Annotated in this window: 21 protein-coding genes; 6 read left to right on the forward strand and 15 right to left on the reverse strand. The window is 75.2% G+C overall.

Annotated elements, in window-relative coordinates; translation table 11 throughout:
• Positions 1-4: 4 nt before the first annotated feature.
• Positions 5-1,450, forward strand: a complete 1,446-nt coding sequence (locus CHC04_RS15660; RefSeq protein WP_089404879.1) for a gamma-aminobutyraldehyde dehydrogenase — start codon at positions 5-7, stop codon at positions 1,448-1,450.
• 212 nt (positions 1,451-1,662) lie between these two features.
• Complete coding sequence (locus CHC04_RS15665; protein ID WP_089404880.1) at positions 1,663-2,532, forward strand: endonuclease domain-containing protein; 870 nt, start codon at positions 1,663-1,665, stop codon at positions 2,530-2,532.
• A gap of 96 nt (positions 2,533-2,628) precedes the next feature.
• On the opposite strand, the gene CHC04_RS15670 is transcribed toward CHC04_RS15665, so the two are convergent.
• On the reverse strand, positions 2,629-3,720 hold the full coding sequence (locus tag CHC04_RS15670; protein WP_089404881.1) for a pyridoxal-phosphate-dependent aminotransferase family protein: 1,092 nt from the start codon (positions 3,718-3,720) through the stop codon (positions 2,629-2,631).
• A gap of 34 nt (positions 3,721-3,754) precedes the next feature.
• Here CHC04_RS15670 and CHC04_RS15675 point away from each other — a divergent pair, with 34 nt between their 5' ends.
• Positions 3,755-4,279: an ASCH domain-containing protein gene (locus CHC04_RS15675; RefSeq protein WP_217897396.1), complete on the forward strand. Its 525-nt coding sequence runs from the start codon at positions 3,755-3,757 to the stop codon at positions 4,277-4,279.
• Between the two features lie 18 nt (positions 4,280-4,297).
• Here CHC04_RS15675 and aspS read toward each other — a convergent pair whose 3' ends face one another.
• The 4 genes from aspS to CHC04_RS15695 form a co-directional block, all read right to left on the reverse strand.
• Entirely contained in the window at positions 4,298-6,073 is a 1,776-nt protein-coding gene (gene aspS / locus CHC04_RS15680; protein WP_089404882.1) for an aspartate--tRNA ligase, read from the reverse strand.
• Positions 6,074-6,103: 30 nt separating this feature from the next.
• Positions 6,104-7,084 carry an aldo/keto reductase gene (locus CHC04_RS15685; RefSeq protein ID WP_089404883.1) on the reverse strand — a complete coding sequence of 327 codons (981 nt, stop codon included), beginning with the start codon at positions 7,082-7,084 and terminating at the stop codon, positions 6,104-6,106.
• Positions 7,084-8,346 (reverse strand): histidine--tRNA ligase, encoded by a 1,263-nt coding sequence (hisS, locus tag CHC04_RS15690; RefSeq protein ID WP_089404884.1) that lies wholly within the window; start codon positions 8,344-8,346, stop codon positions 7,084-7,086. The genes CHC04_RS15685 and hisS overlap by 1 nt, the downstream gene beginning before the upstream one ends.
• Positions 8,347-8,419: 73 nt before the next feature.
• Positions 8,420-9,115, reverse strand: coding sequence for an MBL fold metallo-hydrolase (locus tag CHC04_RS15695; protein ID WP_089404885.1), 696 nt, complete (start codon positions 9,113-9,115; stop codon positions 8,420-8,422).
• Positions 9,116-9,283: 168 nt separating this feature from the next.
• Here CHC04_RS15695 and CHC04_RS15700 point away from each other — a divergent pair, with 168 nt between their 5' ends.
• The 3 genes from CHC04_RS15700 to CHC04_RS15710 are packed head-to-tail and all read left to right on the forward strand — an operon-like array spanning position 9,284 to position 11,483.
• Positions 9,284-10,111, forward strand: a complete 828-nt coding sequence (locus CHC04_RS15700) for a peptidylprolyl isomerase (RefSeq protein ID WP_089404886.1) — start codon at positions 9,284-9,286, stop codon at positions 10,109-10,111.
• The gene (locus tag CHC04_RS15705) at positions 10,108-10,845 is read left to right on the forward strand and encodes a peptidylprolyl isomerase (RefSeq protein ID WP_245817295.1); all 738 of its coding nucleotides are present in this window, start codon (positions 10,108-10,110) and stop codon (positions 10,843-10,845) included. Before CHC04_RS15700 ends, CHC04_RS15705 begins: the two co-directional genes overlap by 4 nt.
• Positions 10,842-11,483 (forward strand): class I SAM-dependent methyltransferase, encoded by a 642-nt coding sequence (locus CHC04_RS15710; RefSeq protein ID WP_089404887.1) that lies wholly within the window; start codon positions 10,842-10,844, stop codon positions 11,481-11,483. Before CHC04_RS15705 ends, CHC04_RS15710 begins: the two co-directional genes overlap by 4 nt.
• Positions 11,484-11,523: 40 nt before the next feature.
• On the opposite strand, the gene CHC04_RS15715 is transcribed toward CHC04_RS15710, so the two are convergent.
• From CHC04_RS15715 to CHC04_RS15760, 10 genes are all read right to left on the reverse strand, one after another.
• Positions 11,524-14,040, reverse strand: coding sequence for a RelA/SpoT family protein (locus tag CHC04_RS15715; RefSeq protein ID WP_281252247.1), 2,517 nt, complete (start codon positions 14,038-14,040; stop codon positions 11,524-11,526).
• Between the two features lie 88 nt (positions 14,041-14,128).
• On the reverse strand, positions 14,129-14,716 hold the full coding sequence (locus CHC04_RS15720; protein ID WP_217897397.1) for an adenine phosphoribosyltransferase: 588 nt from the start codon (positions 14,714-14,716) through the stop codon (positions 14,129-14,131).
• A gap of 20 nt (positions 14,717-14,736) precedes the next feature.
• Positions 14,737-16,137, reverse strand: a complete 1,401-nt coding sequence (gene secF, locus CHC04_RS15725; protein ID WP_089404889.1) for a protein translocase subunit SecF — start codon at positions 16,135-16,137, stop codon at positions 14,737-14,739.
• Positions 16,134-17,873 (reverse strand): protein translocase subunit SecD, encoded by a 1,740-nt coding sequence (secD, locus tag CHC04_RS15730; protein ID WP_089404890.1) that lies wholly within the window; start codon positions 17,871-17,873, stop codon positions 16,134-16,136. The genes secF and secD overlap by 4 nt, the downstream gene beginning before the upstream one ends.
• An 11-nt stretch (positions 17,874-17,884) precedes the next feature.
• Positions 17,885-18,271 carry a preprotein translocase subunit YajC gene (locus CHC04_RS15735; protein ID WP_089404891.1) on the reverse strand — a complete coding sequence of 129 codons (387 nt, stop codon included), beginning with the start codon at positions 18,269-18,271 and terminating at the stop codon, positions 17,885-17,887.
• Between the two features lie 173 nt (positions 18,272-18,444).
• Positions 18,445-19,569 carry a Holliday junction branch migration DNA helicase RuvB gene (gene ruvB, locus CHC04_RS15740; RefSeq protein ID WP_089404892.1) on the reverse strand — a complete coding sequence of 375 codons (1,125 nt, stop codon included), beginning with the start codon at positions 19,567-19,569 and terminating at the stop codon, positions 18,445-18,447.
• Positions 19,566-20,207: a Holliday junction branch migration protein RuvA gene (gene ruvA, locus CHC04_RS15745; protein WP_089404893.1), complete on the reverse strand. Its 642-nt coding sequence runs from the start codon at positions 20,205-20,207 to the stop codon at positions 19,566-19,568. The genes ruvB and ruvA overlap by 4 nt, the downstream gene beginning before the upstream one ends.
• On the reverse strand, positions 20,204-20,770 hold the full coding sequence (gene ruvC / locus CHC04_RS15750; RefSeq protein ID WP_089404894.1) for a crossover junction endodeoxyribonuclease RuvC: 567 nt from the start codon (positions 20,768-20,770) through the stop codon (positions 20,204-20,206). Before ruvC ends, ruvA begins: the two co-directional genes overlap by 4 nt.
• 154 nt (positions 20,771-20,924) lie before the next feature.
• Entirely contained in the window at positions 20,925-21,677 is a 753-nt protein-coding gene (locus tag CHC04_RS15755) for a YebC/PmpR family DNA-binding transcriptional regulator (RefSeq protein WP_089404895.1), read from the reverse strand.
• 87 nt (positions 21,678-21,764) lie between these two features.
• A complete protein-coding gene (locus tag CHC04_RS15760) occupies positions 21,765-22,880 on the reverse strand; it encodes a heparan-alpha-glucosaminide N-acetyltransferase domain-containing protein (protein WP_089404896.1) in 1,116 nt (371 codons plus the stop codon).
• Positions 22,881-22,903: the final 23 nt, after the last annotated feature.

The following is a 22,903-nucleotide window of genomic DNA, read 5'->3' on the forward strand; positions in this document are numbered from 1 at the left end:
TGGAGTGAGCGAGAAGCTCGAGCTGCGCAACGTCGTCGGCGGTGAGCACGTCGACACTGCCGACGGGCGCCGGATGGACCTGGTCGACCCCTCCACCGGCGAGGTGTTCGCCTCGGCCCCGGTGTCGGGCGCCGAGGACGTCGACCGCGCCTACCGGGTGGCCGCCGACGCGTTCGAGACCTGGCGCGACACCACCCCGTCGGAGCGGCAGCAGGCGCTGCTGAAGCTGGCCGACGCGGTGGAGGAGCACGCCGAGGAACTGGTGGCGCTGGAGAGCCGCAACACCGGCAAGCCGATCGGGCTGACCGCCTCGGAGGAGATCCCCCCGATGGTCGACCAGATCCGCTTCTTCGCCGGCGCGGCCCGCACGCTGGAGGGCAAGGCCGCCGCGGAGTACATGAAGGGGCACACCAGCTTCGTCCGCCGCGAGCCGATCGGCGTCGTCGGCCAGGTGACGCCCTGGAACTACCCCATGATGATGGCGGTCTGGAAGATCGCCCCGGCGCTGGCGGCCGGCAACACCGTCGTCCTCAAGCCCAGCGACACCACGCCGGTCACCACGCTGCGGCTGGCCGAGCTGGCGGCGGAGATCCTGCCGCCGGGCGTGCTCAACGTCGTCTGCGGCGACCGCGACACCGGCCGGGCGCTGGTCGAGCACCGGACCCCGCAGCTGGTGGCCATCACCGGGTCGGTGCGCGCCGGCATGGAGGTCGCCGGCGCCGCGGCCAAGGACGTCAAGCGGGTGCACCTGGAGCTGGGCGGCAAGGCGCCGGTCGTCGTCTTCGACGACGCCGACCTCGAGGCCGCCGCCGAGGCGATCGCCGTCGCCGGGTACTTCAACGCCGGGCAGGACTGCACCGCCGCCTCCCGCGTGCTGGCCGGCCCCGGCATCCACGACGACTTCGTCGCGGCGCTGACCGAGCAGGCCCGCACCACCGCCACCACCTACGCGAAGGGCGCCGAGGACGAGGACGCCCTGGTGCCGCCGGTGAACAACGCCAACCAGCTCGCGCACGTCACCGGCTTCCTCGACCGCGCGCCGGACCACGCGCAGATCACCGCCGGTGGGCACCGGCAGGGCGACCGCGGCTTCTTCGTCGAGCCCACGGTCGTGGCGGGCCTGCGGCAGGACGACGAGATGGTGCAGCGCGAGGTCTTCGGCCCGGTGATCACCGTGCAGCGGTTCACCGACGAGGACGAGGCGGTGCGCTGGGCCAACGGCGTCGAGCTGGGCCTGGCCTCCAGCGTGTGGACGAAGGACTTCGGCCGCGCGATGCGGATGAGCAAGCGGCTGGACTTCGGCTGCGTGTGGATCAACACGCACATCCCGCTGGTCGCCGAGATGCCGCACGGCGGGTTCAAGCACTCCGGCTACGGCAAGGACCTCTCGCTGTACGGCCTGGAGGACTACACCCGCGTCAAGCACGTCATGGCCAACATCGAGTCCTGACCCGACCGGCGGCGGGGCCCCGGTCCGGGTGGACCGGGGCCCCGCCGTCGTCGTGTCCCTGCCGAGTGGGCACCTGCGGTCGACGACACGCGCGGACGCGCCGGGGCCGGCGACCGCGACTGCGCACCCGGCCGGGATCCACAGGCGCAGCGCTCGTCCACCGGTGCCCGCGGCCCCCGGCCGGCGGGCGCCGTCGGGGCGAGCGTCGGTGCGTGACCCGGTACGTCCTCCCACCCGTCTACACCCGCGCGGCCGCCGACCTGGCCGAGCTGACCCGCGCCCAGCGCGCGAGCGACGGCGTCCGGGTCACCCGCGGCGCCTACGTCTCGCGGTCGGTCGCGCTGACGACGGCGAGCGCCGCGCGTGCCGCGCTCGCCGTCCTCCCGGCGGGCACGGTCGCCTCCCACCGCACCGCGGCCGTCCTGCTGGGGGCACCGCTGCGGGCGTCGTGGCCGCTGGAGTTCGCCGTGCGGCCGGGCGTGTACCGGGCCCGCCGGCAGCGCGTCCGCGTCCACGTGCGCGACCTGACCGCCCGGGACGAGGTCCGGGTCGCGGGGCTCCCGGTCACCAGCGGTCCGCAGACCTGGCTGGACCTGGCCGCCCGACTGCCGGGCGCGGAGCTGGTCGCCGTCGGGGACGCCCTGTACCGGGCCGGGCACCTCGACGCCGCGGCGCTCGCCGAGCGGCTGGACCGGGCCGACGGCGTCCGTGGCGTGGTCCGGGCCCGGCAGGGCGCTCCCCTGCTGACGCCGCTGGCCGCCTCCCGGCCGGAGAGCCTCATCCGCTACTGGCTGGTCTCGAGCGGGCTGCCCGACCCCGTGCCGCAGCAACCCGTCGTCGACCGCCGGGGTCGCACCGTGGCCCACGCGGACCTCGGCTACGAGCAGTGGCGGATCGCGCTGGAGTACGAGGGACGCCAGCACGCCGAGCGCCGGCAGTTCCTACGGGACCTCGACCGGTACTCGCTCATGGCCGCGCACGGATGGCTCGTCCTGCGCTTCGGCGAGGACGACCTCGACCGGCGGGACCGGGTGCTGTCCCGGGTGGCCGGGGCCCTGCGGAGCCGCGGCGCCCGGTGGTGACCGCCGGCCGAGTGCGCAGTCGCGGTCGACGACACGCGCGGACGCGCCGGGGACGGCGACCGCGACTGCGCACTCGGCCGGGTCAGCGGGCGCAGCTCAGCGGCCGAGCACCTCCCGCAGCGCGGCCAGCACCAGCGCCACCCTGTCCGGCGCCGCGTTGGGCCCCATGAGCCCGATCCGCCAGACCGTGGCCGCGTACGCGCCGACCCCGCCGCCGATCTCCAGGTCGTAGCGCTCGAGCAGCTCCTTGCGCACCGCCGCCGCGTCGACGCCCTCGGGTACCCGCACGGTGGTCAGCTCCGGCAGCCGGTGCCCCTCGGCGGCGAACAGCTCCAGGCCCATCTCCTGCAGGCCCTCGTGCAGCAGCCGCCCGGCCTCGGCGTGCCGCGCGTGCACCGCCTCGAGGCCCTCGTCGAGGACGCGGCCGAGCCCGGCGTGCAGCGAGACCACCATGCCGGTGGGCGCGGTGTGGTGGTAGGTGCGGCCCCCGGAGCCCGCGGCCTCACCGGCGTAGCCGCCGAGCATGCCGAGGTCGAGGTACCAGCTCTGCGGCTTCTCGATCCGCCGCTCCCACGCCCGGTCGGAGATGGTGAACGGCGCGAGGCCCGGGGCCACGCCCAGACACTTCTGCGTGCCGGAATAGGCCAGGTCCACGCCCCACTCGTCCAGCCGCACCGGGATGCCGCCGAGGGAGGTGACGCAGTCGGCCAGCAGCAGCGCGTCGCCCTTCCCGGCGGCCAGCGGCTCCAGGTCCGAGCGCACACCGGTGGAGGTCTCGGCGTGCACCGCGGCGATCAGCTTCGGCGAGGGGTGCGCGGCCAGCACCCGCTCGGCGTCGACCGGCTGCCCCCACTCGTGCTCGACGGGCACCACCTCCGCGCCGCAGCGGGAGGCGACGTCGACCATCCGCTGGCCGAACAGGCCGTTGACCGCCACGACGACGACGTCGCCGGGGCCCACCGTGTTGACGAACGACGCCTCCATGCCCGCCGACCCGGTCGCCGACAGCGGCAGCGTGCGGCGGTTGGCGGTGCCGAACACCGTGCGCAGCCGCTCGGAGGTCTCGTCGAGGATGCCGAGGAACACCGGGTCGAGGTGGCCCAGCAGCGGCTGCCCGAGGGCGACGGTCGCCTCCGGGTAGGGGTTGGAGGGACCGGGACCGAGCAGGGTGCGGGCACGCAGCGGCATGCCCGCGACGCTACCGAGCCGAGGAGGAGCCCACATGACCACCGACGACGCGCCGGGGACGCTGCGCCGCGAGGAGGCCGCCGCGATGTGGCGGGACTACGCCGCCACCCGCCCGGCGGGCGGCCCGCCCGAGGACGAGCCGCCCGTCGAGCGCTTCGGCGACGGCCGGGCGCTGGCCGACGAGCTGATCGCGCTGGTGCTCGCCGGCACCAAGCGGGCCACCGCCGGGCTGGTCGACGACTTCGCGCGCGAGGGCGAGCCGCTCCCCCGCATCGGCGGGCACTGGATCGCCTGCGACGGCGAGGGGCGGCCCCGGGCGGTGCTGCGCTCGACCGAGCTGCGCGTGGGCCGGCTCGACAGCGTCGACGACGCCTTCGCCTGGGACGAGGGCGAGGGCGACCGCACCCGCGCCGACTGGCTGGCCGGGCACCTGCGCTACTTCACCCGCACGCTCGCCGCCCTGGGCCAGGAGTGGGACGACGACCTCGAGGTGGTCTTCGAGCGCTTCGCCGTCGTCTGGCCACCCGAGGTGGCCGACCGAGCCGACCGGGCCGGGTGAGCCGGCCCGGCCGGGACCTCAGCGGGTGGGGTCGCTCGGCCCCGGCGCGCCGGGCTGGCCGGGCAGCGCCGGCTCCTCGGCGGCGGCGTCGATGCCCGCCTCCTTGCGCTGCGCGTCGGTGATCGGCGTCGGGGCGCCGGTCAGCGGGTCGAAGCCGGCACCGGTCTTCGGGAAGGCGATGACCTCGCGGATGGAGTCGACGCCGGCCAGCAGCGCGGTGAGCCGGTCCCAGCCCAGGGCGGCGCCGGCGTGCGGCGGCGGGCCGTAGGAGAAGGCCTCGAGGAAGAACCCGAACCGCTCGCGGGCCTCCTCGCGGGACATGCCGAGGGTCTCGAACACCCGCTCCTGCAGCTCGGGGTCGGCGATCCGGACCGAGCCGCTGGCCAGCTCGTTGCCGTTGACCACCAGGTCGTAGGCGTCGGAGAGGGCCGCGCCCTTGTCCTCGGCGAAGCGGTCCCGCCACTCCGGGGTGGGCGAGGTGAACGGGTGGTGCATGAAGGTCCAGTCGCCGTCCTCGGTCTGCTCGAACATCGGGAAGTCGACGACGAACAGGAACGACCACGACCCCGGCTCGACCAGCTCCAGCCGCTTGGCGATCTCGTTGCGCGCCGCGCCGAGCAGCTCCTGCGAGGACCGGCGCGGCCCGGCGGCGAAGAACACGCAGTCCCCGGGCTGCGCGCCGACGGCGGCCACGAGCCCCTCGCGCTCGGCGTCGGAGACGTTCTTGGCCACCGGCCCGCCCAGGGTGCCGTCCTCGGCGACGGTGACGTAGGCCAGGCCGCGGTAGCCGCGGGAGCGGGCCCAGTCCTGCCAGGCGTCGAACGCGCGCCGGGGCTGCGAGCCGCCGCCGGGCATGACCACCGCGCCCACGTAGGGGGCCTGGAACACCCGGAACGGGGTGTCGGCGAAGAACTCCGTCAGCTCGGTGAGCTCGATGCCGAACCGCAGGTCGGGCTTGTCCGACCCGAACCGGTCCATGGCCTCGCGGTAGGTCATCCGCGGGATCTCGGGGACCTCGTACCCGGCCAGCTCCCGCCACAGCGCGCCGACGACGGACTCGACGACGGCCAGGACGTCGTCGCGCTCGACGAAGCTCATCTCGAGGTCGAGCTGGGTGAACTCCGGCTGCCGGTCGGCGCGGAAGTCCTCGTCGCGGAAGCAGCGGGCGATCTGGTAGTAGCGCTCCAGCCCGCCGATCATCAACAGCTGCTTGAACAGCTGCGGCGACTGCGGCAGCGCGTACCACTTGCCCGGCTGCAGCCGCACCGGCACCAGGAAGTCGCGGGCGCCCTCCGGCGTGGAGCGGGTGAGGTCGGGCGTCTCGACCTCGACGAAGCCGTGCTGGGCCATGACGCCGCGGGCGATCCGGTTGACCTCGCTGCGCAGCCGCAGGATCCGCGCCGGGCCCTGCCGGCGCAGGTCGAGGTAGCGGTACTTGTAGCGGACGTCGTCGGAGGCGGCCTGGTCGGTCTCGATCGGGAACGGCAGCGGCGCCGCCGGGGAGAGGACGCGCAGCTCGGTGGCCGCGACCTCGACCTCGCCCGTCGGCAGCTCGGGGTTCTCGTTGCCGGCCGGCCGCTGCCGCACCTCGCCGGTGACCAGCACGCAGAACTCGTTGCGGAGGGCGTGCGCCTCCTCCTCGCGGACGACCACCTGGACGTAGCCCGAGGCGTCGCGCAGGTCGACGAAGACGACGCCGCCGTGGTCGCGCCGGCGGGCCACCCAGCCGGCGAGGGTGACGGTGGAACCGGCGTCGGACGCGCGCAGCGTGCCGGCGTCGTGGGTGCGGAGCACAGGGGTCTCTCTCTCGTGGGGGTGGTCAGCTCACCAGCGGTCGTGCACGTGCTGCCGGATGCGCTCGTCGTAGAGGCGCTCGAGGTCGGCGAGCTCGGCGTCGGTCAGCGGCGGGAGGGCGGCGGCCTCGACGTTGGACCGCACCTGCTCCACCCGGCTGGCGCCGGGGATGACCGACGTGACGCCGGGCTGCTGGATCACCCAGCGCAGCGCGACCGCCGCGGGCGCCCGGTCCCCCGCGATCTCGACGAACTCGCGGGCCGCGGCGACGCCGACCTCGTACGGCACCCCGGCGAAGGTCTCGCCGACGTCGAAGGCCTCGCCGTGGCGGTTGTAGTTCCGGTGGTCGTCGGCGCCGAACGTCGTGGACTCGGTGAAGCGTCCCGACAGCAGCCCGCTGGCCAGCGGCACCCGCGCCAGGATCCCCACGCCGGCCGCGGCGGCCGCGGGCAGCAGCTCCTCCAGCGGCTTGCGCCGGAACACGTTGAGGATCACCTGGATGCTCTGCACGCCGGGGTGCTCGAGGGCGGTCAGTCCCTCGGCGACGGTCTCCACCGACACGCCGTAGGCGGCGATCGCGCCGTCGTCGACCATGGCGTCGAGCGCGTCGTACACCCGCCGGTCGGAGTAGACCGCCGTCGGCGGGCAGTGCAGCTGCACCAGGTCGAGGGTGTCGACGCCGAGGTTGCGCCGCGACCGGTCGACCCAGGCGCGCAGGTTCTCCGGGGTGTACTGCGCCGCCTCGAACGGGTCGGCGCGGCGGCCGGCCTTGGTGGCGACGAACGGGCGCTCCGACCGCGCGGCGAGCGCCTTGCGGATGCGCTCCTCGCTGCGGCCGTCGCCGTAGACGTCGGCGGTGTCGAGCAGCGTCACCCCCGCGTCCAGGGCGGCGTCGAGCACACCGGCCGCGGTGTCCTCGTCGACGTCGCCCCAGTCGCCGCCCAGCTGCCAGGTGCCCAGGCCGACGACCGAGACCTCCGCGCCGGTCCGTCCGAGGGGTCGGGTCTCCATCACGCGCTCACCGCCGTCCGCAGCGCCTCGAACAGGTCACCCACGGGGACGGCGCGCTGCTCCCCCGTGCGCAGGTCCTTCAGCTGGCCGACGCCGTCGGCCAGGTCCCGCTCCCCGACGACGACCGCGTGCGAGGCACCCGAGCGCTCGGCGGCGCGCATCGCGCCCTTGAGCCCGCGGTCGCCGTAGACGGTGTCGGCCGGTACCCCGGCCTGCCGCAGCTGCCCGACCAGCCGCACCGCCAGCCGCTTGGCCTCGGCGCCCAGCGGGACGACGAAGGCCCGCACCCCGGCGGCCGCGGCGACGTCGAGCCCCTCGGCCTGCACGGCCAGCAGGGTGCGGTCGACGCCGACGGCGTAGCCGATGCCGCTCACGTCGGGACCGCCCAGCGCCGCCGACAGCCCGTCGTAGCGCCCGCCGCCGCCGATCGCCGACTGCGCGCCCAGCCCGGAGTGCACGAACTCGAAGGTCGTCTTCGTGTAGTAGTCCAGACCGCGCACCAGCCGGGGCGCCTCGGTCCAGGTCACGCCGAGGTCGGTGAGGTGCTGGCGGACGGCGTCGTAGTGCGCCCGGGTGGCGTCCGACAGGTGGTCGACCATCAGCGGGGCGTCGTCGAGCTGGGCCTGCACCTCCGGCCGCTTGTCGTCGAGCACCCGCAGCGGGTTGATCTCCGCCCGGCGGCGGGTCTCCTCGTCGAGGTCGAGCTTCTCGAGGTACTCGACCAGCTTCTCCCGGTAGGGCGGGCGGTCGGTCGCGTCCCCGAGCGAGGTCAGCAGCAGCTCGAAGTCGGTCAGCCCCAGGTCGCGGAAGCCCTGCACGCCCAGCGCCACCACCTCGGCGTCGAGCGCGGGGTCGTCGACGCCGAGCGCCTCCATGTCGACCTGGGTGAAGTGCCGGTACCGGCCGGCCTGCGGGCGCTCGTAGCGGAACGCCGAGCCGACCGTCCACAGCTTCACCGGCAGCGGCCCGGTGTGCAGCCGGTGCTCGATGAAGGCCCGCACCAGCCCGGCGGTGAGCTCCGGGCGCAGCGTGAGCGAGCGGCCGCCGCGGTCGTCGAAGGTGTACATCTCCTTCGTGACGACGTCGGTGGACTCCCCGACGCCGCGGGAGAAGACCTCGGTGTGCTCGAACACCGGCGTCTCGACGTAGCCGTACCCGGCCCTCCGCAGCGGCGCCGTGAGCGTCTCGCGGACGGCGAGGAAGCGCGCGGACTCCGGCGGCAGGACGTCGAAGGTGCCCTTCGGCGCGGTCAGCCCGCTCACGACGTCATCCCTCCTCGCTCCGCTCGGCTGTCCGCTCCGCTCCTCGCTCGCCGGCGCTCGCTGCGATGCTCACTCACAGGCCCCGACCCCTCGGCGCGGCGCCCTCACCGGCGGCGGCCTCGGCGAGGTAGGGGTTGGTCGCCCGCTCGCGGCCGATCGTCGTCGCCGGGCCGTGGCCGGGCAGCACCACGGTGTCGTCGTCCAGGGGCAGCACCACGTCGCGCAGCGAGCGCAGCATGTCCGGCCACGAGCCACCCGGCAGGTCGACCCGGCCCACCGACCCGGCGAAGAGCACGTCACCGGCGAGCAGGCCGGGGGCCTCCCCGAGGTCGAGGGAGAACACCACCGAGCCGCGGGTGTGGCCCGGTGCGTGGCGGACGGTCAGCTCGACACCGGCCAGGGACAGCACGGCGCCGTCGTCGAGCGGGCGGACCTCGGCGGGGTCGGGCAGCCGCAGGCCGGTGAGCAGCGGCGCCAGCGCGGGGCCGTGCCAGCGGGCGGGGTCGGCGAGCATCCCGGAGTCCTCGGGGTGCAGGTAGGCCGGGATGTCGTAGCCGTCGCACACCGGCAGCACGGAGAAGGTGTGGTCGAGGTGGCCGTGGGTGAGCACCACCGCGACCGGCTTCAGGCCGTCCTCGGCCAGCATCCGGGCCAGCGGCTCGACGGCGTCCATGCCGGGGTCGACCACGACGCACTCCGAGCGCGGCCCCGTGGCGACGGCGTAGCAGTTGGTGCCGAAGGCGCCGGCCGGGAACGAGCGGATGAGCACCCGTGCAGGTTACGCGGGTGCCACGGCGCGCCCTCCCGGTCCGGCGGACCGGCGTCCCCAGGGAGGCCACCTACACTCGCGGATCGACCAGCGGGGGCGCCGGGGGCGCGGCCGGGAGCCGCGACCGGGCCCCGCGCAGCAGCCGTCCGTCCGAGGAGTGTCCGACCCGTGCCGACCAACAAGCAGCGGCGGGTTGCCGCGCAGCGCCGCCTGCAGCGCCAGCTCGAGCGCCGCGCCGAGCTGGCCCGCAAGCGCCGCCGCAACCTGCTCGTCGTGGTGACCGTGCTCGCCGTCGTCCTGGTGGGCGGCGCGGTCTCCCTCGTCGCCGGCTTCGGCGGCGGGGAGGACCCGGGCACCGAGGAGGCGGCGACCAGCACCAGCGCGGCGCCGACCACGCCGGGCGTCGTGGACGGCAGCGACGGCACCTGCGACTGGACCCCCGCCGACACGGCCAGCAACCCCGACCTGCGCGCGGACTCCGGGACCCCGCCCACCGAGGTCGTGCCGACCGGCACCACCCCGGTGACGATCACCACGAACGTCGGGGCGATCGGGCTGACCCTCGACAACGCCAACGCCCCCTGCGGCGTGGCGAGCATGGTCCACCTCGCCCGGCAGGGCTTCTTCGACGGCACGGTCTGCCACCGCGAGACCGACTCCGAGGGCCTGAAGGTCCTGCAGTGCGGCGACCCCAGCGGCACCGGCCGCGGCGGCCCGGCCTACCAGTTCCCCACGCAGGTGACCGGCGACGAGACCTACCCGCGCGGCACGGTCGCCATGGCCAACAGCGGGCAGGGCTTCGACGGCAGCCAGTTCTTCCTGGTCTACGGCGACAGCCAGCTCCCGCCGAGCTACACCGTCCTGGGCACCATCGACGAGGCCGGCCTGGCCACGCTGGACACCATCGCCGCCAACGGCAACGACGGCAGCAACGGCCCCGGCGACGGTGCGCCGACCCAGGAGGTCCGCATCGAGTCCGTGACCGTCCCCGCGTGAGCACCCCGGCGCCCCCGCCGCGCGCCGGGGTGCTCGCCGGGGTGCTGGCCGGTGCCCTGGCCGCGCTGACCGCCTGCTCGGGCACGGTGGCGGGCTCGGCGGCGCCGGCCACCGGGGACGCCGGCGGCGGGGGCGGGTCCGGCCCGGCCGGGACGACGGCCACCTGCGAGTGGGTCGCGGCGCGGTCGGGCAACCCCTACGCCGTCGACGTCGACCCGCCCGCCCCCGAGGTGCCCGCCGAGGGCACCGCGCAGCTGCGGATGACGACGTCGCTGGGCGGGCTGGTCCTCACCCTCGACCGTGCCGGCGCGCCGTGCGCGGCGGCGAGCATGGTGCACCTGGCCGGGCTGGGCTTCTTCGACGGCTCCGCCTGCCACCGCGAGGTCGACAGCGAGAGCCTCAAGGTGCTGCAGTGCGGCGACCCCACCGGCACCGGCGCGGGCGGACCCACCTACGCGTTCGCCACCGACGTCGACGGCGACGAGACCTACCCGCGCGGCACGGTGGCGATGGCCAACAGCGGGCAGGGTCTCGACGGCAGCCAGTTCTTCCTGGTGTGGGGCGACAGCCGGCTGCCGCCGGACTACACCGTCGTCGGCACGATCGACGACGCCGGGCTGGCCGTGCTCGACGTGGTCGCCGCCCACGGCAACGACGGCTCGCTCGACCCCTCCCCGGGTGGCGGCGCCCCGACCGTGCCGGTCACCGTCGAGTCGATGACCCTGGTCCCGTGACCGACCCCCACGCGGGCTTCCCGCCGGGCTTCTTCGCGCGCGCCGACGAGCGTCCCGACGCGGAGTTCTACGGCCCGCCGCGGCTGGTGACCCACATCGACGACGCCGCGATCGCCGCCGTCGGCGGGCTCTACGCCGAGCTGGGCATCGACGGGTCGGCGCCGGCGCCCGTGCGGGTGCTCGACCTCATGTCCTCGTGGGTGTCGCACTTCCGCACGCCCCCGGCCGAGCTGGTCGTGCTGGGCATGAACGCCGCCGAGCTGGCCGCGAACGACGCGGCCACCGAGCGGGTCGTGCACGACCTCAACGCCGACCCGCGGCTGCCGCTGCCCGACGCCGACGTCGACGCCGCCGTCTGCTGCGTGTCGATCGACTACCTGACCCGGCCGGTCGAGGTGCTCGCCGAGGTGGGCCGGGTGCTGCGCCCGGGCGGGCCGCTGGCGATCACCTTCTCCGACCGGTGCTTCCCCACCAAGGCGGTGCGCGGCTGGCTGCTCACCTCCGACGAGCAGCACGGCGCGCTGGTGGCCGAGCTGGTCCGGCGCGCGGGGTGCTTCACCGGGCCGCAGCTGTCGCTGCGCACCCCGCCCGGCGGCGACGGCGACCCGCTGTGGGCCGTCGTCGCCCACCGCACCTGACCCTCTGCGGCTCGGCCGATCGTCGCGGTCGGGGCCGTCGTCAGGCGGTGACGCGCTCGACGTCGAAGACGCCGTCGACGTTGCGCACCGCCTGCAGCACCGCACCGAGGTGCGCGGGGTCGGCCAGCTCGAAGGTGAACCGGCTGACCGCCACCCGGTCGCGGCTGGTCTGCACCGACGCCGACAGGATGTTCACCCGCTCGTCGGCCAGCGCCTTGGTGACGTCGGAGAGCAGGCGGTGCCGGTCGAGCGCCTCGACCTGGATCGCCACGAGGAACACCGACCCGGGGTGGCTGGCCCACTCGACCTCGACCAGCCGCTCGCTCTTGCGGCGCAGGTCGGCGGCGTTGGTGCAGTCGGTGCGGTGCACGCTGACCCCGCCGCCGCGGGTGACGAAGCCGAGGATGTCGTCGCCGGGCACCGGGGTGCAGCACTTGGCGAGCTTGGCCCACACGTCGCTCATGCCGTGCACGACGACGCCCGGGTCGCCGCTGCCGGTGCGCCGGTGCACCGGCCGGCGGGTGGGGATCGCCGTCTCGGCGATGTCCTCGACCGCGCCCTCGGCCCCGCCCAGGGCGGTCATCAGCTTGTCGACGACCGACGCCGCCGAGATCTGGTTCTCCCCCACCGCGGCGTAGAGCGAGGTGACGTCGGCGTAGCGCAGGTCCTTGGCCAGCGTGGCCAGGGCGTCACCGCCGAGCAGCCGCTGCAGCGGCAGCCCGGCCTTGCGCATGGCGCGGGTCAGCGCCTCCTTGCCGGCCTCGACGGCGTCGTCGCGCCGCTCCTTGGTGAACCACTGCCGGATCTTGGTGCGCGCCCGGGAGGAGCCGACGAACTGCAGCCAGTCCTTCGACGGGCCGGCCGTGGGCGAGCGGGAGGTGAAGATCTCCACCACGTCGCCGTTGGACAGCTTGCTGTCCAGGCTGACCAGCGCGCCGTTGACCCGGGCGCCGATGCAGCGGTGCCCGACCTCGGTGTGCACCGCGTAGGCGAAGTCGACCGGCGTGGCCCCACCGGGGAGGCTGACGACGTCGCCCTTGGGCGTGAAGACGAAGACCTCCTGCGGCCCCAGGTCGTAGCGCAGCGTCTCGAGGAACTCGCCGGGCTCCTGGGCCTCGCGCTGCCAGTCGAGCAGCTGGCGCAGCCACAGCATGTCGTCGGGGGTGCCGACCTTGCTGGCGCCGAACTCACCGGGCCCGGGCCGGCCGCCGGTGCGGGCCTTCTCCTTGTACTTCCAGTGCGCGGCGATGCCGTACTCGGCGGTGCGGTGCATGTCGTGCGTGCGGATCTGCAGCTCGACGGGCTTGCCGTGCGGCCCGATCACCGTCGTGTGCAGCGACTGGTACATGTTGAACTTCGGCATCGCGACGAAGTCCTTGAACCGCCCGGGCACCGGCTGCCAGTGCGCGTGCATGATGCCCAGGGCCGCGTAGCAGTCGCGGACGGTGTCGACCAGGATCCGGATGCCGACCAGGTCCCAGATGTCGGTGAAGTCCCGGCCGCGGACGATCATCTTCTGGTAGATCGAGTAGTAGTGCTTGGGCCGGCCGGTGACGACCGCCTCGATCCTGGCCGCCTTGAGCTGCTCGGTGACCGCGGTGGTGACCTCGGCGAGGTAGGTGTCGCGCGAGGGCGCCCGCTCGGCCACCAGCCGGACGATCTCGTCGTAGCGCTTGGGGTAGAGCGTGGCGAACGCCAGGTCCTCGAGCTCCCACTTGATGGTGTTCATGCCCAGGCGGTGGGCCAGCGGGGCGAGGATCTCCAGCGTCTCGCGCGCCTTCTTCTCCTGCTTCTCCGGCGGGAGGAAGCGCAGCGTGCGCATGTTGTGCAGCCGGTCAGCGAGCTTGATGACCAGCACCCGGGGGTCGCGGGCCATCGCCACGATCATCTTGCGGATCGTCTCGGCCTGGGCGGCGTCGCCGAGCTTCACCTTGTCGATCTTGGTGACGCCGTCGACGAGGTGGGCGACCTCCGGGCCGAAGTCGGCGCTGATGGCCTCGAGGGTCTTGCCGGTGTCCTCGACCGTGTCGTGCAGCAGCGCGGCCACCAGCGTGGTGGTGTCCATGCCCAGGCCGGCCAGGACGGTGGCCACGGCCAGCGGGTGGGTGATGTAGGGGTCGCCGCTCTTGCGCCTCTGGCTGGCGTGCGCGGCCTCGGCGACGTCGTAGGCGCGCTGCAGCAGCGCGAGGTCGGCCTTCGGGTGGCTCTGCCGGTGCAGGGCGGCCAGCGGTTCGAGGACCGGGCGGACGACGCCGCTGCGCTGCCCGGCGACGATGCGGCGGGCCAGCCGGTCGCGGACGCGCCGGGGCCGCGGGGACCCGGTCCCGCCCTCCTCCGGCGGCTCGCTGCCGACGTCGTCGGGGCGGCGGACCAGCGGCCGGCCCGGCAGGGGGGACGTCTGCTGCGGGTCCTGGACCGTCGGCGACGGGGTCGGGGTGCCCTGCGCGGCCGGGCCCTGCGCGGTCGGGCCCGGGGCGGCCTGCCCGGGCGGTACCGGGCCGCCGGGCTGGTCGGGCCGCGCGCCAGCCACGCGGGTGGCGGGCGCGTCGGGGGCCACGGGACTCCTGCCGGCAGACGAGGGAGGACCTCTCCCATGCTAACCGGGAGAGGTCACGGAACGGCCCATCCGGGGCCGGACCTCCCCCTCAGGCGGTCCACAGCGCGTGCACGGCGTGCGGGACCAGCCGCTCGCGGCCCTCGAGGGCGGTCAGCTCGACGACCACCGACACCGCGGTGACCACGCCGCCGAGCTCCTCCACCAGCGCGACCGACGCCGCCAGCGTGCCACCGGTGGCCAGCACGTCGTCGACCAGCAGCACCCGCTGCCCGCGCCGCAGCGAGTCGGTGTGCATCTCGACGGTGGCGGTGCCGTACTCCAGCGCGTAGTCGGCGCGGACGCACTCGCGCGGCAGCTTGCCGGCCTTGCGCACCGGCACCACGCCGACGCCGGCCCGCAGCGCCACCGCCGCGGCGAGCAGGAAGCCGCGGGCCTCGACGCCGACCACGACGTCGAAGCCCGGGTCGCCCGGGACGCCGTCGTCGGCGTGCGCCACCGCGGCCGCCCGCGGGTCCTCCAGCGCCGGCGCGGCCAGGCCCTCGACCACCCGGCGGAAGGCCGGTCCGTCGGCGAAGACCGGCGTCAGGTCCCGGAAGAGGACCCCCGGGTTCGGGAAGTCCGGGACGTCGACGGACAGCCCGGCGATGAGCTCGTCGAGCGGCTCGGTACCGGTCACCGACGCTCCTCGGTCCCGGGTCACCGACGCTTCTTGGTCCCCGGGCGCTGCGGGCGCTGACCCGGGCGCGGGGCCGCCGTGGCCCCGTGCGGCCGGCGGGGTACCTCCGGGCCCACCGACGCCGGGGACTCCACCGCCACGTCGGCCGGCGCGGGACCGAGCGTGTCGACGTCGCGCTCGGCGAGCGCCACCCCGCCCCCCGGCGCGGCCCGGCGGTTGCGCCGGGCGCTGGCCACCGGGCCGGCGGCGGCGCGCGCACCGGACCGGGCGGCGGCCGACCGGCGGGCGAGCACCCGGCGGCGCAGCGCCTGCACCCCGGGCTCGCGGTCCTTGAGGTCGGCGACGATCGGGGTGGCCAGGAAGATCGAGGAGTAGGCGCCGGCGGCGAGGCCGACGAAGAGCACCAGCGCGAGGTCCTTCAGGGTCCCGACGCCGAGCAGGCCCGCCCCGACGAACAGCAGGCCGGCGACCGGCAGCAGCGCGATCACCGAGGTGTTGATCGAGCGCATGAGGGTCTGGTTGACCGCCAGGTTCGCCGCCTCCCCCCAGGTCATGCGGGCCGAGCGCTCGAGGTCGCGGGTGTTCTCGTCGACCTTGTCGAAGACGACGACGGTGTCGTAGAGGGAGAACCCGAGGATGGTCAGCAGGCCGATGACCGTCGACGGCGTGACCTCGAACCCGATCAGCGAGTACACGCCGGCGGTGACGACGAGGTCGTGCAGCAGGGCGACGATCGCGCCCACCGCCATCTTCGGCTGGAACCGGATGGCGAGGAACGCGATGACCGCGACGAGGAAGACCGCCAGCGCCAGCAGCGCCTGGTCGGTGATGTCCTGGCCCCACTCGGCGCTCACCGACTCGGGGCTGACCTGGTCCGGCGCGATCCCCGCGGCGTCGGCGACCGCGTCGACGACCGCGCGCTCGCCGTCGTTGTCGAGGGCACCGGTGCGCAGCAGGATCGTGTTGCCGCCGACCACCTGGGCCGAGGCGACGTCCGCGCCGGCGTCGGTGGCGGCCTCGCGGACGTCGGCGAGCTGCTCGGTGCCGCCGGGCAACCGGAAGCTGTTGCCGCCGGCGAAGTCGATGCCGAAGTTGAAGCCGCGGAACAGCATCGAGGCGATGCAGACCAGCACGAGGACGGCGGTGACCTTGTAGATCAGCCGGCTGCGGCCGACGACGTCGAGGCCTGCCTCGCCGTTGTAGAGCCGGTGCGCCAGCGAGGCCCGGTGCGGCGGGCGGCGGGTGGCCTCCCCCTCGGCCGGCAGGCCGGCGTCGGCGAGCGCCTCGTCGTCGGCGGCCGCGGCGGCGTCCTCGACGGCGTCGGCACCGGCGGCGCGGGCCTCGTCGGCCTCGGTGCCGACCGGCACCTCGTCGTCGCGGGTGGTGTCCCCGCGGACGTCGCGGTCCTGCTGGCGGCTCATGCCTGGCTCCTGTCCTGGGACGCGCGGGCACCGCTGCCGGCGCCGCGGCCGGTGCCGCTGCCGGCACCGACCAGCTCGCGGTCGGCGGCGACGACGGGTGCGGCGGAGCGGCGCGAGCGGTCGACCCGGCCGAGGCCGGAGAAGCGGCTCTGGCCGAAGCTCCGGAAGCGGGCCAGCACCGCCATCAGCGGGTGGGTGAAGAGGAAGACGACGACGAGGTCGAGCACCGTGGACAGACCCAGGGTGAACGCGAAGCCCTTCACGTCGCCGATCGCCAGCCAGTAGAGGATCGCCGCGGCGAGGAAGCTGACCGCGTCGGCCGACAGGATCGTGCGGCGGGCGCGCACCCAGGCCCGCGGCACCGCCGAGCGCAGGCTGCGGCCCTCGCGGATCTCGTCCTTGAGCCGTTCGAAGTAGACGACGAAGGAGTCGGCCGTGATGCCGATGGACACGATGAACCCGGCGATGCCGGCGAGGCTCAGGGTGAAGCCGATCTCGCGGCCGAGCAGCACCAGGCTGGCGTAGACGACGACCGCCGACAGCAGCAGGCTGGCGATCATCACCAGGCCGAGCAGCCGGTAGTAGACCAGCGCGTAGACGAACACCAGGGCGACACCGATGGCCCCGGCGATCAGCCCGGCCCGCAGCTGCTCGGCGCCGAGCTCGGTGGAGATCGACTGCGCGGTGGCCTGGGTGAAGGTCAGCGGCAGCGCGCCGTAGCGCAGCTGGTTGGCCAGCTCCTCGGCGCTCTGCTGGTCGAACGAGCCGGTGATGGTGGTCTGCCCGTTGATGGCGCCCTGGACGGTGGGCGCGGAGACCACGCGGCCGTCGAGGGTGAACGCCACGTTCTTGCCGACGTTGGCGGCGGTGTACTCCGCCCAGGTGGCCCGGCCCTCGCTGTTGAAGTCGAGCAGGACGACCCACTCACCGGTGGTCGGCTGGGTGCCGGCCGAGGCGTCGGCGATCTCGGTGCCCTCGATGATCGTCGGGCCGAGGAGGTACTTCTGCGTGCCGTCCTCGCTGCAGGCGGCGACGTGGTCGTCGGGGCGGGCCACCTCGCTGGTGACGTCGTCGGGCGAGCAGGTCAGCGTGGCGTACTCCGCCGCCGCCTCCTCCTGCGTCACGGCCGGCCGGTCGGGGTCGAGCGCCGGGTCGCTGATCGCGCCGTCGGACGACGTGGAGCCCGCCGCCGAGTCGGTGGGCGCGGCCGAGTCGGTGGGCGCGGCCGAGTCGGTGGGCGCGGCCAAGTCGGTGGGCGCGGCCGAGTCGCTCGGCGCGGCCGAGTCGCTCGGCGCGGCGGCGTCGCTCGGCGTGGCGCCGTCGGTGGGCGCCGCGGGGTCGGTGGTCTCGGCGAGGACCGCCGGCTCCGGGCCGGTGATCACCGGCCGGAACCGCAGCTGCGCCGTCTGGCCCAGCTCGCGCGCCTGCTCGCCGTCGTCACCGGGGACGGAGATGACGATGTTCGACTCGCCCTCGGTGACCACCTCGGCCTCGGCCACGCCGAGGCCGTTGACCCGCTGCTCGATGATCTGGCGGGCGAGCTCGAGGTCCTCGGGCGCGGGGGCCTGGCCGTCGGGGGTGCGGGCGGTCAGCGTCACCGTCGTGCCGCCGCGCAGGTCGAGCCCGAGCTGCGGCGTGCGGTCGGTGCCGGTGAGGAAGATCAGGCCGTACATGACGGCCACGATCAGGACGAACGCGCCGAAGTACCGGCTCGCGGGCAGGGCGCGGTTGGCCACCGGACGCCCCGTCAGAGGGTCTTGCCGGTGGAGCCGTCACCGCGCCGGTCGTCCCGCGCGGTCTCGTCCACCGCGGGGTCGACCACCGGGTCGACCGCCGGGTCCACCACCGTCTCCCCGGCGACGACCGGGCCGGCGACCCCGCCGGCCGGTGGGCGCACCTGCAGGACCGCCTGGCGCGCGTAGGTGACGACGACGCCCGGGGCAATCTCGACCCGGACGGTCTCCGGGTCGCCGAGGCCCGCCACGGTGCCGTGGACACCCCCGGCCATGATCACCGGGACGCCGATCGCCAGCGCCGACTGCGTCTGGGTCTGCTGGCGCTTGCGGGCGCGCGCCGGCAGCACCACCAGGGCCACGAAGGCCAGCACGAGCAGGAGCAGGGGGAACAGTTCCACGACGGTGGTGCCTCTCTACCGCGCCGGGTGCACGCGGTCGGTGCGGCCCGGGTAGGGACCGCTCGGGTACGTCGGTCGAGGCGCGCGGGGCCGGCCCCCGCCGACACCGGGTCGCGGAGCCGGGACCCGAACGGCCCGGCGAGGGGCCGACTTGCGCGCCAGCGCCGCTCAGTCTAGGCGTCGAAGAGCGGTTCCGACGACGAACCCGGGTCACGCGCGGCGCCCGTGCTCCCTCCGAGGGGGATCCCGCCGCGCGGCAGCGGGCGGCCGAGGTGCCGCCAGGCGGCCTCGGTGGCCACCCGCCCGCGGGGCGTGCGGGCCAGCAGCCCAGCGCGCACCAGGAACGGCTCGCACACCTCCTCGACGGTGTGCGGCTCCTCCCCCACCGCGACGGCCAGCGTGCTGACGCCCACCGGCCCGCCGGAGAACTTGGTGACGAGCGCGTCGAGGACCTCGCGGTCGAGCCGGTCGAGGCCGAGCTCGTCGACGTCGTAGAGCGCGAGCGCGGCCCGCGCGACCGCGCGGGTCACCCGCCCGTCGGCCTCGACCTCGGCGTAGTCGCGCACCCGGCGCAGCAGCCGGTTGGCGATGCGCGGGGTGCCCCGGGAGCGGCGGGCGATCTCGGCCGAGCCGTCGTCGGTGAGCTCGACGCCGAGCAGGTCGGCGCTGCGGGCGAGCACCTGCTGCAGCTCGGCGGGCTCGTAGAACTCCATCTGCCCGACGAAGCCGAACCGGTCGCGCAGCGGACCGGTGAGCAGGCCCGCCCGCGTGGTCGCCCCCACGAGGGTGAACGGGCTGATCTCCAGGGGGATGGCCGTGGCGCCGGGCCCCTTGCCGACGACGACGTCGACCCGGAAGTCCTCCATCGCCATGTACAGCAGTTCCTCGGCCGGCCGGGCGATGCGGTGGATCTCGTCGATGAACAGCACGTCACCGGGGCCGAGGTTGGACAGCATCGCGGCGAGGTCGCCGGAGCGCTCGATCGCCGGGCCGCTGGTGATCTTCACCGAGGTGCCGAGCTCGGAGCCGATGATCAGGGCGAGGCTCGTCTTGCCCAGGCCGGGCGGGCCCGACAGCAGCACGTGGTCCGGCGGCCGGCCGCGGCGCTTGGCGCCCTCCAGGACCAGCGCGAGCTGGCGGGCGACCTTGGGCTGGCCGATGAAGTCGGGCAGCGAGTGCGGCCGCAGCGCCGACTCGACCACCCGCTCCTCGTCACCGGCCTGCGGCGAGACGCCGTACTCGCGCCCCAGCCCGGTCTCCACCTCACCGGTCAGCGACCGGTCGAACGGCGCGCTCACGGCCGGCCCAGCAGCTGCAGCGCCTGGCGCAGCAGCAGCGCGACGTCGACCCGGCCGGTGCCGGTCAGCTGCTCGTCGGCGACCGGCGCGAGCGCGGTGACCGCGGTGTCGGCCTCGCGGCCGGACCAGCCCAGGCCGACCAGGGCGGCGGTGAGCTGGTCGCGCCACGGCGCCACCGGGGCGACGGGAGCGCCCCCGCCGGCCGGCATCGGGCCGTCGAGCTGGGTGTCCGACGTGGTGGAGCCCAGCCGGTCGCGCAGCTCCAGGATCAGCCGCTCGGCGCCCTTCTTGCCGATGCCGGGCACCTGCATCAGCGCCTTGACGTCGGCCATCGACACCGCGCGGCGCACCTCCCGCGGCGGGTGGATGGCCAGCACCGCCTGCGCGAGCCGCGGGCCGACGCCGTTGGCGGTCTGCAGCAGCTCGAACAGCTGGCGCTCGTCGTCGTCGGCGAAGCCGTAGAGGGTGAGGGAGTCCTCGCGCACGACCAGGCTGGTGGCCAGCCGCGCCTGCTCCCCCACCGTCAGCCGGGCGATGGTGCCGGGGGTGCACTGCACCGCCAGCCCGACGCCGCCGACCTCGACCACCGCACCCTCCGGGCCCACGGCGGCCACCCGGCCGTTCACCGAGGCGATCACCGCGACACCCCCTGCCAGCGCGGCAGCGTGCGCTGCACCACCGGCGCGCCGATGCCGCCGGCGATGGCGGCGCTGCGCAGCCGCTGCTGCGCCGGGCCGCGCCACACGTGGCAGACCGCCAGCGCCAGCGCGTCGGCGGCGTCGGCCGGCTTGGGGGCGGCCGACAGGCCCAGCACCCGGGTGACCATGAGGGTGACCTGCTCCTTGTCCGCGCGGCCGTTGCCGGAGATGGCCGCCTTGACCTCGCTGGGCGTGTGCCAGGCGACCGGCCGGTCGGCCTGCGCCGCGGCCAGCGCCGCGACCCCGGCCGCCTGGGCGGTGCCGGTGGCGGTGCCCTTGTTGTTCTGGGTGAAGACCCGCTCGATGGCGACGACGTCGGGCCGGTGCTCGCGCAGCAGCGCGGTCACCTGGGTGTGCAGCTCCAGCAGCCGCAGCTCCAGGTCCAGGTCGGCGGAGCTGCGGATCACGCCCACCCCGACGGCCTGCGGTCGGGCGCCGGGGCGGCCGTCGACCACGCCCCACCCGCACCGGGTCAGCCCCGGGTCGATGCCGAGCACCCGCACCTGCGCCTCCCGATGCCGAACTGGTGTTCGACCGAGGCTAACCGTCGCGGCCGGTGATCGGGGGCGACACGCCCACCTGGTGACGTGCTGGAACGGCCCCCTCGCAGGGACCCGCACCGAGCGGAGCGAGGTGTGGGGGCGAGGGGGTCCTTCCTCAGCCGACCTTCTCGAGCACCTCGTCGGACACGTCGTAGTTGGCGTACACGTTCTGCACGTCGTCGCAGTCCTCGAGGGCGTCGATGAGGCGGAACACCTTGCCGGCGCCCTCCTCGTCGAGCTCGACGGTGACGCTGGGGACGAAGCCGGCCTCGGCGGAGTCGTAGTCGATGCCGGCGTCCTGCAGGGCGGTGCGCACGGCCACCAGGTCGGTGGGCTCGCTGACCACCTCGAGGGTGTCGCCGAGGTCGCGGACCTCCTCGGCGCCGGCGTCGAGGACGGCCAGCAGCACGCTGTCCTCGTCGACGCCGTCGGACTTGGGGACGACGACGACGCCCTTGCGGCTGAACAGGTAGGACACCGAGCCCGGGTCGGCCATGGAGCCGCCGTTGCGGGTCATCGCGGTGCGCACCTCGGAGGCCGCGCGGTTGCGGTTGTCGGTCAGGCACTCGACGAGGACCGCGACGCCGCCGGCCGCGTAGCCCTCGTAGGTGATGTTCTGGTAGTCCGCCCCGCCGGCCTCGGCGCCCGAGCCGCGCTTGACCGCGCGGTCGATGTTGTCGTTGGGGACCGAGGACTTCTTCGCCTTCTGGATGGCGTCGTAGAGCGTCGGGTTGCCCGCGGGGTCACCGCCGCCGGTCCGGGCCGCGACCTCGATGTTCTTGATCAGCTTGGCGAACAGCTTGCCGCGCTTGGCGTCGATCGCGGCCTTCTTGTGCTTGGTGGTCGCCCACTTGGAATGGCCGCTCACGGCTGTCCTCCTCGTCCGGGCGCCCGGCACCGGCACCCGGGCGCACCCGCCGATCCTACCGGCGCCGGCCGCGGGGCCCGTCCGCCCTCAGGGTCCGGCCGCCCGCCGCGAGCTCCAGGTCAGCAGCCGTTCCAGCGGGCCGCGGCCCAGCTGCCAGCGCCACACCGACGCCAGCAGCACGGCGGTGAGGCTGAAGCGCGCCCACTGCCCCCAGCTCTGTCCGTAGCCGACGTCGAGCACCGCGATGGCCACGATCTGGGCGGTGTAGACCGACAGCGCCAGCGCGCCCACCGACGCCAGCGGCCAGGTCAGGCGCGGCAGCAGGTCGGCGAGGACCAGGCACAGCCCGATGACGGCCACCGCGACCCCGCCGGAGCCGACCACCTCGAACGTCGTGGCGCTGTGCGGCTGGGCACCGGCGAGCCACGCGGGGTCCCAGTCCCCCGGGACGCCGAAGCCGTCCTCGATCCCGGCCAGCCGCTGCCCGGGCGCGAGCGCCCGGGTGCTCAGCAGGCCGCCCGCGTAGCCCAGGACCGCCGCGGCCGTCCCGCCGGCGAGCAGGCCGGCCCGCACCCGGGCGGCGCCGAGGTCGAGCCGGCCGACCGCGAGCCCGGCCAGGACGAAGGCCAGCCAGACAGCGGCCGGGTAGTAGCCGGTGAACAGCAGGAACGCGAAGGCGTTGCCCTCCTCGCCCCGCTCGGTGGCGTACCGCCCGACCGCCAGCGCCAGCGGGGGACCGACGAGGGCGACGACGGCCGCGGCCGACAGCAGGCGCGCCGGCGACCAGCGCAGGAACGGCAGGGCGAGCACGAACAGCACCGCGTAGACGCCGAGGACGATCGCGACGAAGGTGTCGAGCAGCTCCAGGACGCCGCCGACGGCGAACACCCACGCGGCGCGGACGAGGACGCGCGTGCGGGCGCGGGCCAGCTCCGCCCCGGACGCCGGGGTGCGGCCCCCGGACAGCAGGGCGACGGAGACCCCGGCCAGCGTGGCGAACAGGATCGACGAGCGGCCGTCGACCACCGCCCGCCAGGTGGCCGGGTCCCAGCCGAGCTCGCCCGTGTCACCCAGGTGCGCGGCGAACATCCCCAGCACGGCGATCCCGCGGGCGAGGTCGACGCCCCGCAGCCGCCCCCGGGATCCCGCCTCGGGCGCTGCGGGCGCTCGGGTGCCGCCGACCTCGTCCTGCCGTGCCGTCACCGGGTCGACGCCTCGCCGAGCGC

It is taken from the genome of Geodermatophilus saharensis, from assembly GCF_900188205.1.
Taxonomy (GTDB): Bacteria; Actinomycetota; Actinomycetes; order Mycobacteriales; family Geodermatophilaceae; genus Geodermatophilus; species Geodermatophilus saharensis.

Bases quoted from the DNA above. Each gene is read 5' to 3' on its own strand.
- CHC04_RS15685 (WP_089404883.1), bottom strand. From the start codon at position 7,084: ATGGAGACCCGACCCCTCGGACGGACCGGCGCGGAGGTCTCGGTCGTC.
- secF (WP_089404889.1), bottom strand. From the start codon at position 16,137: ATGAGCCGCCAGCAGGACCGCGACGTCCGCGGGGACACCACCCGCGAC.
- CHC04_RS15670 (WP_089404881.1), bottom strand. From the start codon at position 3,720: ATGCCGCTGCGTGCCCGCACCCTGCTCGGTCCCGGTCCCTCCAACCCC.
- CHC04_RS15675 (WP_217897396.1), top strand. From the start codon at position 3,755: ATGACCACCGACGACGCGCCGGGGACGCTGCGCCGCGAGGAGGCCGCC.